The sequence below is a fragment of the Staphylococcus pasteuri genome (genome assembly GCF_003970495.1).
GTDB classification, from domain to species: Bacteria; Bacillota; Bacilli; order Staphylococcales; family Staphylococcaceae; genus Staphylococcus; species Staphylococcus pasteuri.
The window spans coordinates 52600-71021 of record NZ_RXWW01000061.1 but is presented as its reverse complement, the minus strand read 5'-3'; the positions used below and the strand labels follow the sequence as shown (position 1 = coordinate 71021).

Annotated in this window: 17 protein-coding genes and 1 other RNA gene; 16 read left to right on the top strand and 2 right to left on the bottom strand. The window is 32.2% G+C overall.

The features are described 5' to 3' along the window. The first annotated feature begins 41 nt into the window (after positions 1-41). Both ssrS and CD121_RS08525 read left to right on the top strand, forming a co-directional pair. Positions 42-232, top strand: a non-coding RNA gene (gene ssrS, locus CD121_RS08530) — 6S RNA. A 96-nt stretch (positions 233-328) separates the two neighbouring features. After that, positions 329-1105 (top strand): tRNA threonylcarbamoyladenosine dehydratase, encoded by a 777-nt coding sequence (locus CD121_RS08525; protein WP_017637071.1) that lies wholly within the window; start codon positions 329-331, stop codon positions 1103-1105. 78 nt (positions 1106-1183) lie between these two features. Here CD121_RS08525 and CD121_RS08520 read toward each other — a convergent pair whose 3' ends face one another. Then, entirely contained in the window at positions 1184-2455 is a 1272-nt protein-coding gene (locus tag CD121_RS08520) for a replication-associated recombination protein A (protein ID WP_017637072.1), read from the bottom strand. Positions 2456-2538: 83 nt separating this feature from the next. On the opposite strand from CD121_RS08520, the gene cymR reads away from it, so the two are divergent. Both cymR and CD121_RS08510 read left to right on the top strand, forming a co-directional pair. Next, positions 2539-2961, top strand: a complete 423-nt coding sequence (gene cymR / locus CD121_RS08515; protein ID WP_017637073.1) for a cysteine metabolism transcriptional regulator CymR — start codon at positions 2539-2541, stop codon at positions 2959-2961. Between the two features lie 435 nt (positions 2962-3396). Further along, positions 3397-3546, top strand: coding sequence for an SAS049 family protein (locus CD121_RS08510; protein ID WP_002451815.1), 150 nt, complete (start codon positions 3397-3399; stop codon positions 3544-3546). Between the two features lie 103 nt (positions 3547-3649). On the opposite strand, the gene CD121_RS08505 is transcribed toward CD121_RS08510, so the two are convergent. Then, complete coding sequence (locus CD121_RS08505; protein ID WP_185817759.1) at positions 3650-4657, bottom strand: LLM class flavin-dependent oxidoreductase; 1008 nt, start codon at positions 4655-4657, stop codon at positions 3650-3652. A 271-nt stretch (positions 4658-4928) separates the two neighbouring features. On the opposite strand from CD121_RS08505, the gene CD121_RS08500 reads away from it, so the two are divergent. The 12 genes from CD121_RS08500 (at position 4929) to udk (ending at position 18411) form a co-directional block, all read left to right on the top strand. After that, positions 4929-6068, top strand: coding sequence for a cysteine desulfurase family protein (locus tag CD121_RS08500; protein WP_017637075.1), 1140 nt, complete (start codon positions 4929-4931; stop codon positions 6066-6068). Between the two features lie 2 nt (positions 6069-6070). Beyond that, entirely contained in the window at positions 6071-7189 is a 1119-nt protein-coding gene (gene mnmA / locus CD121_RS08495; RefSeq protein WP_029055707.1) for a tRNA 2-thiouridine(34) synthase MnmA, read from the top strand. A 215-nt stretch (positions 7190-7404) separates the two neighbouring features. Continuing rightward, positions 7405-8076, top strand: a complete 672-nt coding sequence (locus CD121_RS08490) for a tetratricopeptide repeat protein (protein WP_017637077.1) — start codon at positions 7405-7407, stop codon at positions 8074-8076. Position 8077: 1 nt separating this feature from the next. Then, entirely contained in the window at positions 8078-10549 is a 2472-nt protein-coding gene (recD2, locus tag CD121_RS08485; RefSeq protein ID WP_126567930.1) for an SF1B family DNA helicase RecD2, read from the top strand. A gap of 360 nt (positions 10550-10909) precedes the next feature. Further along, entirely contained in the window at positions 10910-13540 is a 2631-nt protein-coding gene (alaS, locus tag CD121_RS08480; protein ID WP_046466760.1) for an alanine--tRNA ligase, read from the top strand. Between the two features lie 61 nt (positions 13541-13601). Beyond that, entirely contained in the window at positions 13602-13862 is a 261-nt protein-coding gene (locus CD121_RS08475) for an IreB family regulatory phosphoprotein (RefSeq protein WP_126567927.1), read from the top strand. Positions 13863-13867: 5 nt separating this feature from the next. Next, positions 13868-14293, top strand: coding sequence for a Holliday junction resolvase RuvX (gene ruvX, locus CD121_RS08470; protein ID WP_046466759.1), 426 nt, complete (start codon positions 13868-13870; stop codon positions 14291-14293). A 16-nt stretch (positions 14294-14309) separates the two neighbouring features. Next, positions 14310-14618: a DUF1292 domain-containing protein gene (locus tag CD121_RS08465; RefSeq protein ID WP_017637082.1), complete on the top strand. Its 309-nt coding sequence runs from the start codon at positions 14310-14312 to the stop codon at positions 14616-14618. Positions 14619-14946: 328 nt separating this feature from the next. After that, positions 14947-15582, top strand: coding sequence for an O-methyltransferase (locus CD121_RS08460; protein WP_126567924.1), 636 nt, complete (start codon positions 14947-14949; stop codon positions 15580-15582). Between the two features lie 2 nt (positions 15583-15584). After that, positions 15585-16508 (top strand): peptidase U32 family protein, encoded by a 924-nt coding sequence (locus tag CD121_RS08455; RefSeq protein WP_029055713.1) that lies wholly within the window; start codon positions 15585-15587, stop codon positions 16506-16508. Between the two features lie 11 nt (positions 16509-16519). Next, a complete protein-coding gene (locus CD121_RS08450) occupies positions 16520-17788 on the top strand; it encodes a peptidase U32 family protein (RefSeq protein ID WP_017637085.1) in 1269 nt (422 codons plus the stop codon). Next, complete coding sequence (gene udk, locus CD121_RS08445; protein ID WP_017637086.1) at positions 17788-18411, top strand: uridine kinase; 624 nt, start codon at positions 17788-17790, stop codon at positions 18409-18411. Before CD121_RS08450 ends, udk begins: the two co-directional genes overlap by 1 nt. Positions 18412-18422: the final 11 nt, after the last annotated feature.

Sequence of the window (18422 nt, the reverse complement as noted above, 5' to 3'; positions counted from 1 at the left end):
TCCTTTATCATGAGATTTGTGGTAATATAATGACATAAGATAGTCATCTGTGATGTTCGTAAGTTTGCTTTTTATTTGGGCCTAACACTCTTTGATCAGGGAGCCCAATAGGTTTTCATGCAGCGCACACGCCTCATTTGGAGGACTTGCAAAACATGAAACAGGGCACCCACCTGTATAAAACAGGCCGAATGATCAAGCTATTTATAACTACGGCATCTACGGACTCTATCGGTACGCAAGACTTAGGTCTTGCGTATTTTTATTTTTAAATTAAAATAATATATACATAACATAAAAGTAGATTGTTTAGTTAAAGGAGATTAAAATGAAACATCAATTTTCTAGAAATGAATTAGCTGTAGGACAAGAAGGACTTGAATTATTAAAAAGTAAAACAGTAGCCGTATTAGGCGTTGGTGGAGTAGGGTCTTTCGCTGCTGAAGCATTAGCAAGAACAAATATTGGTCATATCATTTTAATTGATAAAGATGATGTTGATATTACAAATGTCAATCGTCAAATTCATGCACTTACATCTACAATTGGACAAAGTAAAGTAACACTTATGGAAGAACGAATTAAGCAAATTAATCCAGACTGTAAGGTAACTTCACTACATATGTTCTACACTGAAGAAACTTATGAAGAGATTTTTAATAATTATGATATAGATTACTTTATTGATGCGAGTGATACAATTATTTATAAAGTACATTTAATGAAAGAGTGCCTTGAAAGAGGTATCGACATGATTTCCAGCATGGGTGCGGCTAATAAAATTGATCCAACTCGTTTCCAAATAGCAGATATTTCTAAGACACATACTGATCCAATGGCAAAGGTAATTAGAAATAGATTAAAACGACTTGGGATTCGTAGTGGAATTAAAGTCGTCTTTTCAGATGAAAGTCCGATAGTTATACGTGAAGATGTAAAAGAAACAGTTGGCGATAAAAATGCAATTAATAGAAAAGGGCAAATGCCACCATCATCAAATGCATATGTACCTAGTGTCGTTGGGTTAATATGTTCAAGCTACGTTATTAACGATATTTTAAAAGATATTCCATTGAGACGTATTAAAGATAAAGGACAATACTAATAATCGTATTAGGTATAAAATAAAAAGATAGCTCATTCATACGTAATTAATACGTTGAAGAAGAGCTATCTTTTTTGTTTATTTTGACTGATTCAATAAATTTTCATAAATGGCTTTAAATTGTTGTTCGCTTTTAGAGGTAGTTTTAGGTTCATAATAAATTCGATTTTTAAGTATATCAGGTAAATACTGTTGTACAACATGACCGTTTTCATAATTGTGCGGATATTTGTATCCAGTTGCACGTCCTAATTCTTTTGCACCAGCATAATGACCATCTTTTAAGTAATCGGGGATTTGACCTACTTTACCTTGTCTAATATCACTTAATGCTTTATCAATTGCAGATATACCTGAGTTAGATTTAGGTGATAAACATAATTCAATCACAGCTTGGCTTAATGGTATTCTTGCTTCAGGAAAACCTAAACGTTCAGCTGATTGAATTGCAGCTAATGTTCGGTGACCCGCATTAGGTGAAGCAAGTCCTACATCTTCATAACTTATAACTAAAAGTCGTCTTACAATTGTTGGTAAATCACCAGCTTCAATAAGACGTGCTAGATAATGTAATGCCGCATTGACATCACTACCCCGAATAGATTTTTGAAATGCACTCATAACATCATAGTGCATATCGCCATCTTTATCACTTACAAATGCACCTTTTTGTAAACAATCTTTAGCATCTTGCAAAGTTATATGACGTGATCCGTCTTTTTCAGAAGCACTTAAAACCGCTAATTCTAATGCATTTAATGCACTTCTAACATCGCCTTGACTCTGAGTTGAAAAGTATGTCATTGCATCCTCATCTACAATAGGAGAATAAGACTTAAGGCCTCTCTCTTTATCTTCTAACGCTCTATTCAAAGCGATATGAACATCATCATCGTTCAATGGATAAAGTTCAAAAATTTGAGCTCTAGAACGTATTGCTGGATTGATGGCATGATATGGATTTGAAGTTGTAGCACCAATCAAGACAATTTTCCCATTTTCTAAATGAGGTAATAGAAAATCTTGTTTTGCTTTATCTAAACGATGGATTTCATCTAATAACAAAATCACTTGTCCAGACATTTTTGCTTCATCAACAACCATTTGCATATCTTTTTTAGTGTTTGTTACAGCATTTAATTGTCTAAATTTATATTGAGTACTACCGGCAATAGCTTTAGCAATACTTGTTTTTCCTATTCCAGGAGGACCATAAAAAATCATTGAAGAAAGTCGTTTAGTATCAACCATCCTTCTTATGATACCTGTTGGTCCAACTAAATGTTGTTGTGATATAATTTCATCTATATTAGTAGGTCTCATCCTAGACGCTAAAGGTTCAGTATTCACATTTGTCACACCTTTCTAATATAATCTTAACGTAAAAAATGGTAAAATGGGAATAAATAATTCGAATTAAGTGAGGTTATACAATGAAAATATCAACAAAAGGGAGATATGGTTTAACTTTAATGATTTCTCTTGCTAAAAGAGAAGGACAAGGGTGTGTATCATTAAAAACCATTGCGGAAGAAAATAATTTAAGTGATTTATATTTAGAACAACTTGTGGGACCCTTAAGAAATGCTGGATTAATTCGAAGCGTTCGTGGTGCTAAAGGTGGTTATCAATTAAGACTACCATCAGAAGAAATTACAGCTGGTGATATAATCAGATTGCTAGAAGGGCCTATTACTTTTGTGGAAAGTATTGAATCAGAACCACCAGCACAAAAACAATTATGGATCAGAATGAGAGATGCAGTTCGTGACGTATTAGATAATACAACACTTCAATACCTAGCGGAATACAAAGAAACCGACCAAAACCTCGACGGTTATATGTTTTATATATAGGGACCCAGCAGAGAGAAACTGACGTGTCAGTTTCAACAAGCAAAGCCAGCTGGGCAAGGGACCCTTCACAAAGAAATTGGTAAAACCAATTTCAACGAGCAAAGCAAGAAGGGCAAGGGACCCACCAAAGAATTTTTCAAAAACATACATGAAACAGTGATTACCTATACTCTATAATCCGAATGTTACTTATAAGAAACAAAATGTATAATCTGAGTTTCTTATATAATAAGTCTTATCTTTCGAACCAAAATCTAAAAAAATATAAATTTTTTGGTTTTATATGTTTAGTTCTATAAACAAGTGGTATTTATGGAATATACATCGCATAAGTTGTTGAATTAATTAAATTAACAACATATAAGATGTATTTAAGTTAAAATTAAACTTTTAACAAAATACAAATTTGTTCAAAATCGAAAGGAGCTTTTATTTATGGGATTCATGGATAAAGCAAAAGACGCAGCAGAAAAATTCAAAAACAGTGATAATGAGCAAGTAAACAAAGCGAAAGACACTATTAACGAGTATACTGATACTGGTAAAGGTGACAAAGATAAAAAAGAAGACAAAGACGATAAATAATCGTTTAAAATATTTTTTAGAGATAGCATTCAATGCTATCTCTTTTTTTATAGAAAAAAGGAGTAAGGCAAATCTAAAATGCCTTACTCCTTATGAATTTATATTACATTGCATCAATAATATGTTTGAATTTTTGATATGAATCATATTGTTTTTGTTGATCGTAAATATAACTTACACCCATAATTTCATCAATATCTCCATAGTAATCAATGAAATCTTTAAGTTTTTGTTTAACTGTGCTTTCAGACCCAATTAAAGAGGATTTAATTCTTTGTTTGGCCATTTCTAATTCTCTTGGTGTTAAAATTTGATCTAATTCATTTGTTGGTGGTTGAACAGGTTGCATTTTACCTCTCGTAATACTAACCATAACCTGAGCCATTGAAGTAGCTAGATACTCAGCTTCTTCATCAGTATCACCTATAATTACGTTTAATCCTATAATGACATAAGGTTCACTTAATACATCAGATGGTTCAAACAATTCTTTATAAATTTCAATAGCTTCTTTCATCTGTTGTGGTGCAAAATGACCTGCAAATACATAAGGTAATCCTCTTCTAGCTGCAACATGTGCAGAATCAGTAGATGATCCAAGTATATAAAGAGGGACATTTTTATTAACTGCTGGATAAGCACGTACATATGCTTGTTGATTTGCTGGACCAAAATATGTTTGTAATTGATCGACTTCTTCTGGAAATTGATATACGCCATTATATTGGTCTCGACGTAGCGCACTTGCTGTCATCATATCAGTACCCGGCGCTCTACCTAAACCTAAATCAACTCGATTTGGAAATAAAGTAGCCATCGTACCAAATTGTTCTGCGACTATGAGTGGTGCATGGTTAGGTAACATAATGCCACCAGAACCAACTTTTATAGATTGAGTATGCTCTAAAGTATGTTGGATTAATAATGCTGTGGCAGAACTTACTAAATTTGGTGCGTTATGATGTTCTGCTATCCAATAGCGTTCATAACCAAAATCTTCCAATTGTTTTGCCAATGAAATCATATCATTTAAAGCTTCTCTATCTTCTTGTCCTTCTCTGATAGGGACAAGGTTTAATGCGGAAACCTTTAAGTTATTCAAATTGATCATGCCTCCATAGTAAAAATAGTATATGAAGTATAACAATGTTTATTTGATTAAAATAATAAACTGCTCATATGTATTTTAGTCTCTTGATTTTGATTGAAAAATAGAATATTAATGATTCATAAATATCATGGGTAGTATACGTAATAATAATTTCAACTAATTATGGATAATGTTAAAATTAAAGTAACTATTAATCAAACAGATAGGTAGAAAAATAGTTTTCTAGGTGCTATTATAGGAACATTGATAATTTTGTGAGGAGTGTCAAAACATGGAAGTATATGCAGATTATGCTGCAACAACCCCAGTTAAACCTGAAGTAGTAGATTCTATGATGAACATATATCAAACTCATTATGGGAATCCATCTTCTATTCATTCAATTGGTAGAGATGCCCGTAAATATTTAGATGAGTCTCGCCGAACAGTAGCACAATGTTTAGGTGCAAAAGCTAACGAAGTGATTTTTACTAGTGGTGCAACGGAATCTAATAATACTGCAATAAAAGGGCTAGTAAAAGCTAATGAGCACATTGGTAATCATTTAATTACAACAAAAATTGAGCATCACTCCGTACTAAATGTATTTGAACAATTAGAACGAGAAGGATATGACGTAACATATTTAGACGTTGATGATACTGGTGCAATAGATTTAGATCAATTAGAAGAAGTGATTACAGATAAGACAATTCTAGTGTCTATCATGTTTGTTAATAACGAAGTAGGTACTGTTCAACAAATGTATGATATAGAAGATATTGTTACAGCTACAAATGCATTATTCCATGTAGATGCAGTTCAAGCAATCGGTCATTTAGATATTAATTTTGACGATTTTAAATTTGATACAATGAGTGTCACTGGTCATAAATTTGGTGGACCTAAAGGTGTTGGTGCGCTATTAGTTAGAGAGAATACTCCGATACAGTATAGTCAACTTGGAGGAGAACAAGAAACTAAACGTCGTGCTGGTACAGAAAACTTAGCGCAAATTGTCGGCTTTGCAAAAGCAATTGAACTTGCTGAACAACATAGAGATGAAAATAATATTCATTTAATGAATTTAAAAGAATTATTTTTAGTTAGCTTACAAGAACGTGCTATTCCATTTGAACTTAATGGTTCAATGGTAGATACAACGGGTCATATTATAAATTTATATTTTCCATTTATTGATGTTGAAACAATGTTAACTTTATTAGACTTAAGTCAGATTTATGTATCATCTGGCTCAGCTTGTACAGCAGGTTCAACTACTCCGTCACATGTATTAGCTGCAATGTACGAAGATGAAGAACGTGCTAAACATTCTGTAAGATTTAGCTTTAACGAAATGACTACCGAACAAGAAGTCAAATATATAGTTGCAGAAATTCATAAAATATACCATAAATTTAAGGAGGAATAGTAGTGACAAATAAAGATACTCGCGTAGTCGTTGGTATGTCTGGTGGCGTAGATAGTTCAGTAACAGCATCTCTGTTAAAAGAACAAGGCTATGATGTTATAGGTATTTTCATGAAAAATTGGGACGATACCGATGAAAATGGTGTATGTACTGCAACAGAAGATTATAATGATGTCATTGAAGTTTGTAACCAAATTGGCATTCCATATTATGCAGTTAACTTTGAACAAGAGTATTGGGATAAAGTGTTCACCTACTTTTTAGATGAATATAAAAAAGGGCGTACACCAAATCCTGACGTTATGTGTAATAAAGAAATTAAATTCAAAGCCTTTCTAGAACATGCACTGAAATTAGGTGCAGATTATGTAGCAACAGGTCATTATGCAAGAATAAGAAGACATGACGATGGACATGTTGAAATGTTAAGAGGCGTTGATAATAATAAAGATCAAACTTATTTCTTAAATCAACTTTCACAGCAACAGCTTTCAAAAGTAATGTTCCCAATAGGTGATATTGAGAAAAAACGTGTGCGTGAAATTGCTGAAGAACAAAACTTAGCAACAGCTAAAAAGAAAGATTCTACAGGAATTTGTTTTATAGGTGAAAGAAACTTCAAAACATTCTTATCACAATATTTACCAGCTCAATCAGGTGATATGGTGACATTAGATGGTAAAAAAATGGGTACACATAGTGGATTAATGTACTACACTATCGGTCAACGACATGGTTTAGGTATCGGTGGAGACGGTGATCCTTGGTTTGTAGTAGGTAAAAATTTAGAAGATAATGTCCTTTATGTAGAACAAGGATTCCATCATGAGGCATTATACAGTGACTATTTAATTGCTTCAGATGTTTCATTTGTTAATGAAAATGAAATTGATTTAGAGCAAGGATTTTACTGTACTGCTAAATTTAGATACCGTCAAAAAGATACAAAAGTATTTGTACAACGTGAAAATGACGAAGCCATTAGAGTAACTTTCAATGAACCAGTTAGAGCTATCACACCTGGTCAAGCAGTTGTATTTTATAATGAAGAAGTTTGTCTTGGTGGTGCAACAATTGATGATGTATATAAAACATCAGGTCAATTAAGTTATGTTGTGTAAAAATCAGCCATTAATTCATAGAAATGTTTCTTTGAATTAGTGGCTTTTTAATATGAATGATTATGGTAGTGTTCGACCATTTGAGAACATGACTATTCATTTATATAAAAATACATAAAGTGGTAAAATATGATTAAAATAAAAGTTTGAACTTGAAATGAAATCTTATAATACCTATATCATTATTTAAGAATTAAGGAGATGTAATTTTAAATATGATAGATCAAAAAACGATATATCAATTTATCAAAGAAGGCCAATTAGAAGAAGCATTAAAAGCTTTGTTTGATAATATAGAAGAAGATCCATCAATTACTGAAAATTATATTAATGCTGGTATTGTATTGGCAGATGTTGGTGAAATTGAGAAATCTGAGCGATTTTTTCAAAAAGCAATAACGATTGATTCAGAAAATGGAGCAATATATTATAATTTAGGTAACGTATATTACAATCAAGGTAGATATAATGAAGCGATTAAGTTATACCAACAAGCTATGAAATATGATGTGGAACCTGTAGATTGTAACTATATGATTGGAATGGCTTTTAATCAATTAAATGCTCATAAAGAGGCACTACCATTTTTAATGACAGCAGCCGAAAAAGATCAACAACACGATACAGAAGTACAGTTTCAGTATGGATTAGTATTGTGTCAGCTAGAAATGTTTGATGCTGCAATAACACAATTAAACTATGTGTTGTCATTGGATTCATCACATGTAGATGCGATTTACAATCTAGGACTGGCTACTTACATGAAGAATGAAGTTATAAATGAAGCGATAGCATATTTTAAGCAAGCAGTTGAGATTGATCCAGAACATTTACTAAGTCAACATGCTTTAAAAACATTTTCAACTATGCAAGAAGAGGAGGAGTAATATGACTGACCCTACACTATTTGATTATTCAATGATAAAAGGCACTGTAGAAGCGATTTTGTTTCAAAATAGTGATAATTACTATACAGTTTTGAAGGTGGATACCATTGAGACAAACGAATCATTTGATACAATGCCAACAGTGGTAGGGTTTTTTCCTAATGTTGTTGAAGGTGATGTATATACATTTAAAGGACAAACGGTTGAGCATCCAAGATATGGTAAACAATTAAAAGCCGAAACATTCGAAAAAGAATTACCACAAACTAAAGATGCAATCATCAGTTACTTATCAAGTGATTTATTTAAAGGAATAGGTAAAAAAACAGCACAAAACATCGTAAATACTTTAGGTGAAAATGCGATTAATGACATTTTAAACGACGCTAGTGTTCTTGAAAAAGTACCTAGCTTGCCTAAGAAAAAGCAAAAGCAAATTGCTGAACAAATTGCTTCTAATCAAGAATCTGAAAAAGTCATGATTAGATTACATGATTTAGGTTTTGGTCCAAAATTAGCTAGTTCTATTTATCAATATTACGGTGCAGAAACGTTAAGTGTATTAGACAAAAATCCATATCAACTTGTCTATGATATTAAAGGCATTGGTTTTAGTAAAGCTGATCAATTAGCACAAAAAATAGGAATTAAATTTGATGACCCTGAACGTTTAAAAGCAGGTTTATTATTTACGTTAGAGGAAGAATGTATTAAACAAGGACATACTTATATACCTAATGATCAAATTATTGCAGCAACTTTTAATGTTTTAACACAAAATAATAATAATGATGATAACCAAATTAATCATGAGCATTTACAAACAATGTTATTACAACTGAATGAAGAAAAAAGATTAATTGTAGATAAAGAAAAAATATCGATTCCAAGTCTTTACTATTCAGAATTAAAAAGTGTTCAAAACTTATATAGAATTAAAACTCATACTACAAAATTAAAAGAAATAGAACAATCTGATTTACAATTACATATAGGTGATATCGAAACAAATAATGAAGTGAGCTATGCTGCTTCACAAAAAGATGCATTACAAACGGCTATAAATTCTAAAATTATGTTACTAACTGGTGGACCGGGAACAGGGAAGACAACAGTTATAAAAGGAATAGTGGAATTATATGCAGAGGTGCACGGAATATCTTTAGACTACGATGACTATCAAGAAGATGATTATCCAGTTGTACTAGCAGCACCAACAGGTAGAGCTTCAAAAAGATTACAAGAATCTACTGGATTAGAAGCCATGACGATTCATAGATTGATTGGATGGAATCAAGATACCCAACCTGAAGATATTTTGGATAATGAAATTAATGCGCGTTTGATTATAATTGATGAAATGTCAATGGTTGATACTTGGCTATTCCATCAATTTTTAAGTGCAGTGCCATTAGATGCTCAAATTATTCTTGTAGGAGATGAAGACCAACTCCCTTCTGTTGGACCAGGACAAGTCTTTAAAGATTTAATAGACTCAAACACGATTCCAAGAGTTAATTTAACTGAGGTATATAGACAACAAGATGGATCTAGTATTATAGAATTGGCACATCGCATGAAGTTAGGGCAACCAATTGATATTACACAACGATTCCATGACAGAAGTTTTATTAATTGTGGTACAGAACAAATACCTAATGTAGTTGAGAAAGTCGTAAATAGTGCGGTAAATAAAGGGTATGACATGAGCGATATTCAAGTACTAGCGCCAATGTATAAAGGTAATGCAGGTATTAAAAGGTTAAATCAAATATTACAATCTATTCTTAATCCTAAAGAGAAAGATACTAGAGAAATCGAATTTGGCGATGTTGTCTTCAGAAAAGGAGATAAAGTTCTACAATTAGTTAATCGTCCTAATGACAATATCTTTAACGGGGACATTGGTGTAATTGTTGGTATTTTCTGGGCAAAAGAAAATGCTTTGAACAAGGATGTACTAGTCGTAGACTTTGAAGGAAATGAAATTACTTTTACAAGACAGGATATGCTCGAATTAACTCATGCATACTGTACTTCTATCCATAAATCTCAAGGTTCAGAATTTCCAATCGTGATTATGCCTATAGTTAAACAATATTTTAGAATGCTACAAAGACCTATTTTATATACTGGTTTAACAAGAGCGAAACAATCATTAGTATTATTAGGTGATCCCCAAGCGTTTGATATCGGTCTTAACACAAACGGTCAAAAAAGATTAACGCAATTATTTACTTTATTAAAACAATACTTTACTGAAGAAAAATCCTATGATTTATCTTTAACTGAAGAGAATAATGAGTCAGATGATTCACAAGGTATACATTATGAAGATGATGTTACAGATGTAAAGGATAAAGACGATTCAAACAAGACTATGACTATAGAATTAACTGAAGAAACGATATATCAAATTGATCCTATGATTAATATGGGAGAAACTTCACCGTATGATTTCGCTAATCGTTGACATTTGAAAACAATAAAATTAAAATAAACTTAAGTTCGCATAAAGACGAGTAAACAATTTTGAATTTTAAGAGATGTGCTGGGTGGTGGAAAGCACAATTAAAATTGTTGAACGCTACTTTGTGTCAATTTAAATATGTGACTAAAGTGATAAGTAAAGGTTAGCATGGAATAATTGATTAAAATTCATATTCTCATAAATGCAGTATTAATCCTAACCGTAATAACTTATAACTAGGGTGGTACCGCGACAACGTTCGTCCCTTTTGTGGATGAACGTTTTTTGTTTACCTTATAACACTAGTGTCCAATATAAACTTAATAAAAATGTGTATGAACTAAATATAGGGAGTGTACGTGGATGAAAAATTTAAAAGCAAGCGAAATTAGACAAAAATATTTAGACTTCTTTGTTGAAAAAGGTCATATGGTTGAACCATCTGCACCATTAGTACCTATCGATGATGATAGTTTACTTTGGATTAACTCTGGAGTTGCAACTTTAAAAAAATATTTCGATGGTCGAGAAACACCTAAGAAACCAAGAATTGTTAACTCACAAAAGGCTATTCGTACGAATGATATTGAAAATGTTGGTTTCACAGCAAGACACCATACTTTCTTTGAAATGCTAGGTAATTTCTCAATTGGTGACTATTTTAAGAAAGAAGCTATAGAATTTGCATGGGAATTTTTAACTAGCGATAAATGGATGGGTATGGAGCCAGAAAAATTATACGTCACAATACATCCGGAAGATACAGAAGCTTATAAAATTTGGAACGAACAAATTGGCTTAGAAGAAAGTCGAATTATTCGTATAGAAGGTAACTTTTGGGATATTGGTGAAGGACCTTCTGGACCTAATACTGAAATTTTCTATGATCGCGGTAATGATTTTGGCCAAGATGATCCAGAAGAGGAAATGTATCCAGGTGGAGAAAACGAACGCTATTTAGAAGTGTGGAATTTAGTGTTTAGTGAATTTAATCATAATAAAGATCATACTTATACACCACTTCCAAATAAAAATATTGATACCGGCATGGGATTAGAACGTATGACTTCTATCTCACAAAATGTACGTACAAATTATGAAACAGATTTATTTATGCCAATAATTAATGAAGTCGAAGAAGTGTCAGGTAAAAAATACCTTCAAAATGATGAGCAAGATGTAGCATTTAAAGTTATAGCTGACCATATTAGAACTATTTCATTTGCAATTGCTGATGGTGCTTTACCAGCAAATGAAGGACGTGGCTATGTATTACGTAGATTATTGCGTAGAGCAGTAAGATTTAGCCAAACATTAGATATCAATGAGCCATTTATGTATAAATTAGTTGATATTGTTGCAGATATCATGGAACCTTATTATCCAAATGTCAAAGATAAAAGTGATTTTATTAAACGCGTTATCAAATCAGAAGAGGAAAGATTCCATGAAACACTTGAAGAAGGTCTTTCAATTTTAAATGGATTTATTAGTAAAGCCAAAGAAACTAATAATGAAATTAATGGTAAAGATGCTTTTAAATTATATGATACGTATGGCTTCCCAATTGAACTTACTGAAGAGTTAGCAATTCAAGAAGGTTTAACTGTTGATATGGCTACATTTGAAGCAGAAATGCAACAACAACGTGATAGAGCACGTCAAGCTCGCCAAAATTCACAATCTATGCAAGTTCAAAGTGAAGTATTAAAAAATATTACTACTGAAAGTCACTTTGTTGGTTATGATACTACAGATTATCAAACAGAATTGATTCACCTTATTGAAAATGGAGAAGAAGTTGAAAAAGCAGATGCTGGTGAAACAATTTACTTCATGTTAAAAGACACACCATTTTATGCAGTGAGTGGTGGACAAGTAGCTGATAATGGTACTGTTAGTAATGAGCATTTTGAAATTTTAGTGACTGAAGTTACTAAGGCACCTAATGGTCAAAATTTACACAAAGGTGAAATTCAATTTGGTCAAGTAACAAAAGGTGCACAAGTTGATGCTAGTGTGAACAAAGATGAACGTCGTTCTATCCAAAAAAACCATAGTGCCACACACTTATTGCACGCTGCTTTAAAAGAAGTTTTAGGTGACCATGTTAACCAAGCAGGTTCATTAGTAGCACCAGACCGTTTAAGATTCGACTTCTCTCATTTTGGACAAATGACTCAAGATGAAATTGATCAGGTTGAAAGACGTGTCAATGAAGAAATCTGGAGAGGTATTACTGTTCATATTCAAGAAATGGGAATTAATGAAGCTAAAGAAATGGGTGCAATGGCACTGTTTGGTGAAAAATATGGTGATATTGTAAGAGTCGTTAATATGGCACCATTTTCAATAGAATTATGTGGTGGTATTCACGTAGACAATACTGCTGAAATTGGTTTATTCAAAATTGTTAGTGAATCTGGTACTGGTGCAGGTGTTAGACGTATCGAAGCATTAACAGGAAAATCAGCGTTCTTATATTTAGAACATATCCAAACTCAATTCAATATTATTAAAGATCAAGTTAAAGTGAAAACAGATGATCAAGTTGTAGACAAAATTACTCAATTACAAGAAGAAGAAAAGAACTTATTAAAACGTTTAGAACAACGTGATAAAGAAATTACAAATCTTAAAATGGGTAATATCGAAGATCAAGTAGAAACAATAAATGGTTTTAAAGTATTGGCAACAGAAGTTGAAGTACCTAATGCTAAAGCAATTCGCTCAACTATGGACGACTTTAAATCAAAATTACAAGACACTATTATCGTCTTAGCAAGTAATGTAGATGGTAAAGTTTCTATTATAGCTACAGTTCCTAAAACTCATACAGATCAAATTAAAGCAGGTGACATCATTAAAAATATGGCACCAATCGTTGGTGGTAAAGGTGGTGGCCGTCCAGATATGGCTCAAGGTGGCGGTACTCAACCTGAAAATATCACAGAATCATTACGCTTTATTAAAGATTACATTAAAAATATGTAATTTTAGTTACAGTTCGTGTAGAATAAAATGGAATCAATTTATGTATTGAAGGAGTGACGAAATGGAAAACTTTGATAAAACAATGAAATTTAAATATGAAGATATTCCAGAAGAAGATGTCAAATCAGTATTAGAGAATGTCCACCGAACACTAGAAGAACGCGGATACAATGCAGTAAATCAAATCGTAGGATATTTATTATCAGGTGATCCTGCTTACATTCCACGTCAAAATGAAGCTAGAAATCAAATTCGTCACATTGATAGAGATGTGATTATGGAAGAACTCGTATCTAATTATTTAGCTGAGCCTAAAGAATAGTATCAATGTTAAAGCATAAAATACTTGGTTTAGACGTAGGTAGTAAAACAGTAGGAATAGCGATTAGTGATTTAATGGGTTGGACTGCTCAAGGTTTAGACACACTCCATATCGATGAACAAAATAATGAATTAGGCATCGAACAATTAGTTGAAATCATCAAGAAAAATGATGTCGGTACAGTTGTAATCGGTTTGCCCAAAAACATGAACAATTCTATTGGATTTCGTGGAGAGGCTTCGTTACAATACAAAGAGAAACTTCAAGAAGCATTACCATCTATTGAGATTGTCATGTGGGATGAAAGACTTAGCACGATGGCAGCTGAAAAGTCATTACTAGAAGCAGATGTTTCAAGACAAAAAAGAAAAAAAGTAATAGATAAAATGGCAGCCGTATTTATATTACAAGGCTACCTAGACTCTATTTAATAAAAGGAGAAATAAAATGACTGAACATAATCACGATGCAGAATTAAAAATTAACAATGAAGAAGAATTATTGACATTGTATGATGAAGATGGAAATGAAGTTCTTTATCGTAAAATGCTTGAATTCTATCATCCTGAATTCAAAAAAGAATATGTAGTACTTGCTGAAGAAGGAGCACAATCTGATGAAGACGACATGATTGAATTAGTACCAATGATAAATGAACCTGATGAATCAGGTGACGGTGGTAAATTAGTCCCAATCGAAACAGATGAAGAATGGGATATGATTGAAGAAGTAGTTAATACTGAAATTGATGAATAATCTTAGAATAAATATTTAAATTTTACTCCTTATGTAACGATATCTATTGAATATCTGACATAAGGAGTTTTTCTATATATGATTTGTTCAAAGTTTGTTTACATACATGCTTATCATTTAGATTTATACTTATATTCACAAAGAATTTATGGTAAAATATTTGGAGTTAAATATTTTATATATCGTTATGTAACATAACGTTTAAAATACTTGTACGTAGTTACAATCAGTCAAAGCCATTGGTTATTTTACTAATCAATATTGTGACTGATTTATTTTATTGCCTTTTTAAATTGTAGTTATTTTACACAAAGGAAGTCGTTGTATAATGGATAATAATGAAAGTTATATTCTCAATTTACATAAAACTAATGATAATGACATTGAACTTTTAAGAGAATATGCAAATACAAATCAAGTGCCGATCGTGGATCGTAATACACTAGAAATAATCAAACAAATTATACGTATTCATCAAACTAAACGGATTATAGAAATTGGTACGGCTATAGGATACAGTTCAATGCAATTTGCTTCAGTGTCTAAAGATATTCATGTAACTACAATAGAAAGAGACACAGAAATGATAGACCAAGCGAAACATAATATCACTTCTAATCAATTTACTAATCAAATTGAGTTAATTGAAGGTGATGCATTAGAACAATTTGATAAAGTTAAATCTCAAACGTTTGACATGTTATTTATTGATGCTGCGAAAGCACAATCGAAGAAATTTTTTGAACTATATACGCCTTTACTTAAAAAGGGTGGCATTGTTGTGACAGATAACGTTTTATATCATGGTTTTGTCTCAAATATCGATATAGTTCGTTCACGTAACGTACGTCAAATGGTTAAAAAAGTACAACAATTTAATGAATGGTTAATGCAAAATGAACAATATACAACTAACTTTTTAAATATGGACGATGGTTTAGCAATATCTATTAAAGGAGAATGACTATGACAGAATTACTAGTTACTCCTAAGTCAATAACACATATGGAAACACTAATAGAAATAGGTGCAGATGCATTTGTTATTGGTGAGCAAAAATTTGGTTTACGACTTCCAGGAGAATTTAATCGAGAAGACATGGAAAAAGCAGTAACATTAGCCCATGAGAATGATAAGAAAGTGTATGCTGCAGTTAATGGTTTGTTTCATAATTATCATTTAGCAGCAGTAGAAGATTATATTCAATTTTTACATCAAATTGGTGTGGATAGAATTATTTTTGGTGACCCAGCTGTTGTGATGTATGTTAAACAACAAAATAATCCTATTCCATTACATTGGGATGCAGAAACACTTGTTACTAACTATTTTCAGTGTAACTATTGGGGACAAAAAGGTGCTACAAGAGCAGTATTAGCGAGAGAATTAAGTCTGGAAGAAATTATAAATATAAAAGAACATGCTGACGTGGAAATAGAAGTTCAAGTTCATGGCATGACATGTATGTTTCAATCTAAAAGAATGTTATTAGGCAACTATTATACATTCCAAGATAGACAAATGAAAATTCAACGTAATGAAAATCAAAATGATTTATTATTATATGATGAAGAACGCGAAAATAAATATCCTGTTTTTGAAGATTATAATGGTACACATATTATGTCACCAAATGATATGTGCCTTATAGAAGAATTAGAACCGTTTTTTGAAGCAGGTATCGATTCATTTAAAATTGACGGCATATTACAGACAGAAGAATATATCAATGTTGTTACACAACAATACAGAGAAGCAATAGATTTATATAATGAAGATCCTGAAACTTATGAAGATGAAAAATTTATGCTTGTAGATCCTATCGAAGACATTCAACCAGAACATCGACCATTTGATGAAGGTTTCTTATTTAAGCATACGGTATATTAGGAGGCTGAATCATGAAGACATTAGAAGAAGTTAAACAAACTTCAAATACTAAAATGAAGAAGCCAGAATTACTTGCTCCAGCTGGTAACTTAGAAAAGTTAAAAATTGCTGTACATTATGGCGCAGATGCAGTTTTTTTAGGCGGACAAGAATATGGTTTAAGATCAAATGCTGATAACTTCACAATGGAAGAAATTGCTGAAGGTGTTGAGTTTGCAAACCGTTATGGTGCAAAAATTTATGTTACGACTAATATTATTGCGCATGACGATAATATGGAAGGGTTAGACGATTATCTTATTAATCTTGAAGCGACAGGTGCAACAGGTATTATTGTTGCTGACCCCCTTATTATTGAAACTTGCAAAAAGGTAGCACCAAAATTAGAAATTCATTTATCCACACAACAATCTTTATCTAATTATAAAGCAGTTGAATTTTGGAAAGAAGAAGGATTAGATCGTGTAGTTCTAGCTCGAGAAACAGGAGCTATGGAAATGAAAGAAATGAAAGAAAAAGTTGATATTGAAATAGAAGCCTTCATTCATGGTGCTATGTGTATTGCTTACTCTGGTAGATGTACATTAAGTAACCACATGACAGCACGTGATTCCAATAGAGGTGGCTGTTGTCAAAGTTGTCGTTGGGATTATGATTTACTACAAGTAGATGAAGATGGTGAACTTGATTTATTTTATGAAGATGGACAAATCGTCCCATTTGCAATGAGTCCGAAAGACTTAAAATTAATCGAATCAATCCCACAAATGATGGATTTAGGTATTGATTCGTTAAAAATAGAAGGCAGAATGAAATCAATTCATTATATAGCTACTGTTGTGTCAGTATATCGTAAAGTAATTGATGCATATGCTGAAGACCCAGACAATTTTAAAATTCAACCTGAATGGTTAATGGAATTAGATAAATGTGCTAATAGAGATACAGCACCAGCATTCTTTGAAGGTACTCCAGGATATGAGGAACAAATGTTTGGAGAACAACAATCGAAAAAGTCTCCTTATGATTTTTGTGGCTTAGTTTTAGATTATGATCAGGATACAAAAATTGCTACAATTCAACAAAGAAATCACTTTAAACCTGGACAAGAAATTGAATTTTTTGGTCCGGAAATTGAAAGTTTTAAACAAGTTGTTGATACCATTTATGATGAAGAAGGTAATGAGCTTGATGCTGCGCGCCATCCATTACAAATTGTACAAATTAAAGTTGATCGTCCAATCTATGCAAACAACTTGATGAGAAAGGAAATCGGTTAATGACACAAACGACGATTATAGGAATTGCTGGAGGCTCTGGCTCTGGTAAAACGACAGTCACAAATGAAATTATGAAAAATCTTGAAGGTCATAGTATTGCATTATTAGCGCAAGACTATTATTATAAAGACCAATCACATTTAACTTTTGAAGAGCGTTTGGAGACAAACTATGATCATCCATTTGCATTTGATAACGATTTGTTAATTCAAAATCTAAGAGATTTACGAAATGGCAAAGCAGTTAAAGTACCAACATACGATTATGCTAATCATACAAGAAGCGATCAAACGATTGCATTTGAACCGAAAGATGTTATCATCGTAGAAGGTATCTTCGCTTTAGAGAATAAAACGTTACGTGATATGATGGATGTTAAAATATATGTCGACACTGATGCAGACTTAAGAATTTTACGTCGTCTTAAAAGAGACACTCATGAGCGAGGACGTTCTATGGATTCGGTTATCAATCAATACTTAAATGTGGTGCGTCCAATGCACGTGCAATTTATTGAGCCAACTAAGAAACATGCTGACATCATCATCCCAGAAGGTGGTAGTAACAAAGTAGCCATAGACATTATGACTACTAAGATTCAATCTTTAGTTAGTAAACAATAGTATTTAAAAGT

Coding starts and splice junctions, on each gene's coding strand:
- CD121_RS08525 (WP_017637071.1), top strand. CDS start 329: ATGAAACATCAATTTTCTAGAAATGAATTAGCTGTAGGACAAGAAGGA.
- cymR (WP_017637073.1), top strand. CDS start 2,539: ATGAAAATATCAACAAAAGGGAGATATGGTTTAACTTTAATGATTTCT.
- CD121_RS08510 (WP_002451815.1), top strand. CDS start 3,397: ATGGGATTCATGGATAAAGCAAAAGACGCAGCAGAAAAATTCAAAAAC.
- CD121_RS08505 (WP_185817759.1), bottom strand. CDS start 4,657: ATGATCAATTTGAATAACTTAAAGGTTTCCGCATTAAACCTTGTCCCT.
- CD121_RS08500 (WP_017637075.1), top strand. CDS start 4,929: ATGGAAGTATATGCAGATTATGCTGCAACAACCCCAGTTAAACCTGAA.
- CD121_RS08490 (WP_017637077.1), top strand. CDS start 7,405: ATGATAGATCAAAAAACGATATATCAATTTATCAAAGAAGGCCAATTA.
- recD2 (WP_126567930.1), top strand. CDS start 8,078: ATGACTGACCCTACACTATTTGATTATTCAATGATAAAAGGCACTGTA.
- alaS (WP_046466760.1), top strand. CDS start 10,910: ATGAAAAATTTAAAAGCAAGCGAAATTAGACAAAAATATTTAGACTTC.
- CD121_RS08475 (WP_126567927.1), top strand. CDS start 13,602: ATGGAAAACTTTGATAAAACAATGAAATTTAAATATGAAGATATTCCA.
- ruvX (WP_046466759.1), top strand. CDS start 13,868: ATGTTAAAGCATAAAATACTTGGTTTAGACGTAGGTAGTAAAACAGTA.
- CD121_RS08465 (WP_017637082.1), top strand. CDS start 14,310: ATGACTGAACATAATCACGATGCAGAATTAAAAATTAACAATGAAGAA.
- CD121_RS08460 (WP_126567924.1), top strand. CDS start 14,947: ATGGATAATAATGAAAGTTATATTCTCAATTTACATAAAACTAATGAT.
- CD121_RS08455 (WP_029055713.1), top strand. CDS start 15,585: ATGACAGAATTACTAGTTACTCCTAAGTCAATAACACATATGGAAACA.
- CD121_RS08450 (WP_017637085.1), top strand. CDS start 16,520: ATGAAGACATTAGAAGAAGTTAAACAAACTTCAAATACTAAAATGAAG.
- udk (WP_017637086.1), top strand. CDS start 17,788: ATGACACAAACGACGATTATAGGAATTGCTGGAGGCTCTGGCTCTGGT.